This window comes from Actinoplanes sp. NPDC048791 (assembly GCF_040650095.1).
Lineage (GTDB): Bacteria > Actinomycetota > Actinomycetes > Mycobacteriales > Micromonosporaceae > Actinoplanes.
In genome coordinates, this window is the sequence record NZ_JBEZGQ010001004.1 from 1 (window position 1) to 3,000 (window position 3,000).

General features: G+C 72.7%; 4 protein-coding genes. 1 reads left to right on the plus strand and 3 read right to left on the minus strand.

Features of this window, described 5'->3' with window-relative positions; genetic code table 11:
* Both AB0C29_RS41185 and AB0C29_RS41190 read right to left on the minus strand, forming a co-directional pair.
* Positions 1-398 (minus strand): PASTA domain-containing protein (locus AB0C29_RS41185; protein WP_360832616.1); only part of this gene is annotated, 398 nt, incomplete at its 3' end.
* A gap of 366 nt (positions 399-764) precedes the next feature.
* Positions 765-1,268 carry a helix-turn-helix domain-containing protein gene (locus AB0C29_RS41190; RefSeq protein ID WP_360832619.1) on the minus strand — a complete coding sequence of 168 codons (504 nt, stop codon included), beginning with the start codon at positions 1,266-1,268 and terminating at the stop codon, positions 765-767.
* Positions 1,269-1,384: 116 nt separating this feature from the next.
* Here AB0C29_RS41190 and AB0C29_RS41195 point away from each other — a divergent pair, with 116 nt between their 5' ends.
* Positions 1,385-1,984 (plus strand): dihydrofolate reductase family protein, encoded by a 600-nt coding sequence (locus AB0C29_RS41195; protein ID WP_360832622.1) that lies wholly within the window; start codon positions 1,385-1,387, stop codon positions 1,982-1,984.
* On the opposite strand, the gene AB0C29_RS41200 is transcribed toward AB0C29_RS41195, so the two are convergent.
* Positions 1,960-3,000 (minus strand): alpha/beta hydrolase (locus tag AB0C29_RS41200; protein WP_360832625.1); only part of this gene is annotated, 1,041 nt, incomplete at its 5' end. The two genes, AB0C29_RS41195 and AB0C29_RS41200, sit on opposite strands and share 25 nt — an antisense overlap.

The window sequence follows — 3,000 nt, forward strand, 5'->3', positions numbered from 1 at the left end:
GTCCCGTCCGGGTCGGCGCCGAGCCCGACGAAGCGGCGGCGGTCGGCGGCGACCCGGCCGTCGAGGTCGGCGGTCGGGCGGCCCGCCACGGAGACCTGGATCGTGCTGCCCCGCCGCACCGCTGACCCGGCGGCGGGATGGACCGCCACCACGGTGCCGGGCGCCTGCCGGGCTCGAGGGCGGTAGCTCAGGATCGGCACCACGCCGGCGTCACCGGCCAGTTTGTCGACGCGTGCTACGTCGCGGCCGATCAGATCGGGAACGGTCGCGGCCGCGGTGTCCACCCGGTCACTTCGTCGGCGTGGCCGACGTACCGCGGTGGCGAGCAGGATCACGGGACCGAGCAGGATCGCGGTGTTGAGCAGGGCGGATGACGGGCGGGCGCGGCGGACGGGCATGGTGGGCCTCCGGGATCGCACGAGGGCAGTCCGCGCTTGGACGCGCAGGCGCGCGAGCCTGGTTCCCGCCCGGGTCGCGGACGGCACATCCGGCGCTTACGCGGCCAAGCTCCGGGCCACGTCGGTGGGCACGCGGCCTCGCTCCGGGCAAAGCCGGCGGTCGAGCGGTGGCCCTGCCAGGGCCAGGCCGGGGTTTAACCGGCGCTTACGTGGCCCCGCTCCGGGCCAAGCCGGGGTGACGCGGCGGCCCTGCCCAGGGCCGGGCCGGGTTGAGCGGCGCTTACGCGGCCCCGCTCCGAACAGGCCGGTGGTCACGCGGCCCCGCTCCGGACCAGGCCGGGGTGACGCGGCTGCCCAGGGCCAGGGTTAAGCGGCTTCGCCCCGGGCCACTTCGGCTTGGTAGGCGGCGGTGAGCCGGGCCAGCACCGACTCGGTGCCGGCCGGGCGGGGGACGCCCAAATGCAGCTCGCGCAGCTCGGCCATGAAGTCTTCCCAGAGCGCCGGGCCGCCGCGTTCCAGCAGCTCGGCCCGGATGGCCAGCTCGCGGGTGACCGGCAGGTGCCGGCGGCCCCAGGCGCCGAGGTGGGCGAGCACCGGTACGAGCTGGATGGCGGGCTCGGTCAGGCTGAGCAGGATGCGCTGCTTGTGCCGGGGATCGGGCGCCGAGGTCAGCATGCCGAGCGCGGTCAGCCGCTGGAGGCGGTCGGCCAGGATGTTGGACGCGATGCCCTCTTCGCTCTCGGTCAGCAGCGCCCGGAAGTGCCGGCGGTTGCCGAACATCATGTCCCGGATGATCAGCAGCGACCATTTGTCCCCGAGGACCTCGAGGGACAGGTTGATCGGGCACCCGGACCGGTGTTCCTCGGTCATCGTCGCTCCTCGCTGGTACAGACCGCACCACGCCGTACCGGTTGCAGTCTACAACCGGTATCCGGTACGGTCCAAACCGATTGCAGATAACAACCGGTTTTGAGAGGACAACGACCATGGCGTACGTGACCTCCGACCCCGCCGTCTCCGCGGACGGCTTCGTGGCCGGGCCCGGGCAGAGCCGGCAGGACCCCATCGGCGAGGGCGGCGAGCAGCTGCACCGCTGGATGTTCGACACCCCGGACGAGAACACCGCCGAACTGGCGGCGATCACCGCCGCCGACGCGTTCATCATGGGGCGCAACATGTTCGGCCCCGGGCGCGGCGACTGGGATCCGGATTGGCGCGGCTGGTGGGGCGAGGATCCGCCGTACCACAAGCCGGTCTTTGTTCTTACCCATCACCCGCGCGCCGACCTGGTGATGCAGGGCGGCACCACGTTCTCCTTCGTCACCGGCGGCCTTCAGGAGGCTTTCGCCCGGGCCCGCGAGGCCTCCGGCGACGGACGGATCTCCGTGGCCGGCGGCGCCTCGACGATCAACCAGGCCCTCGCCGCCGGCATCCTCGACGAGTTGCGCCTGCACATCGCGCCGGTGGTGCTGGGCCGGGGTGAGCGGCTCTTCGACGGGATTCCGCCGGTACGCCTGGAGCAGCTCTCCGGCCGCTCGGCGTCGCTGGTCACCCACCTCACCTACCGGGTGCTGCCCCCGGCCTGAGCCAGCACCTCGTCCATCACCTCGGCGAAGCGGCGCGGCTGTTCCAGGAACGCCCGGTGACCACCGGACGGCACCACGGTCAGCCGCTTGCCGGGCGCCCGCAGTGCCTCGTACCAGGGGGTGAAGAGGACGGCCAGGCCCCGCATCTCGTGGGCGCCCTGCACGAAGTAGACCGGCACCTCCAGCTGGGACACGTCGCGGCGCAGGTCCACGCTCTGCATCCGGGGGTAGAGCGCGTTCCAGGTGTCCAGCACGGCGTTGACGGTGTGCGCCTTCTGCAACAGCGTGTACTCCGAGGCGTCGATGCCGTCGAAGGGGTCACCCGCCCCGGGCGCGTTGCCCGAGTGGTCGTAGTCGTAGACCTGGTTCGCGTACAGCATGATCGGCTCGTACGAGTAGACGTCCCGGTACGGCGGCGGCCCGAGCGCGGTCAGCGTACGGACGAGCTCCTCGCGGCCCGTGGCTCGCGCCCAGGCCAGGATGTCGGCGTAGAAGATCTTGTCGCTCGCGGGCAGATCAACAGCCTGCCCGGCGCCGATGTACGCCCGGTACAGCTCGGGCCGCCGCTGCACCGCCAGCACGCCCAGGATCGAGCCGCCGGAGTGCCCGAGCAGGAAGATCTTCTCCTGGTGGAACCGGCGGCGCAGCGCCTCGGTGACGGCGATGACGTCCGCGACCGCACTGTCCACCGTCACTGTCGCGGTCGGATCCAGAACGGGGTACGACGAGCCTCCGCCGCGCCGGTCCAGCGTCACCACCACGAACCGCTTCTCCAGCTCGGCCAGGTGGCGCCGGGCCGCGCCCAGTTCCGAGCCGCCCGGCGCCCCGGGCACGAACAGCAGCACGGGTGCCGACCGGTCGACGCCCCGGATCAGTGCGCCGAGCCGGTGGCCGCCCGCGTCGATCCGGGTCAGCTCGGCGATGCTGCGCTCCCCCGCGATCCCCGGCGTCCGGGCCGGTACGGCCACCGCCACCGTCACCGCCAGCAGTACCGCGCTCAACAACCCCGTCGCCGC

Bases quoted from the DNA above. Each gene is read 5' to 3' on its own strand.
- AB0C29_RS41195 (WP_360832622.1), top strand. From the start codon at position 1,385: ATGGCGTACGTGACCTCCGACCCCGCCGTCTCCGCGGACGGCTTCGTG.
- AB0C29_RS41190 (WP_360832619.1), bottom strand. From the start codon at position 1,268: ATGACCGAGGAACACCGGTCCGGGTGCCCGATCAACCTGTCCCTCGAG.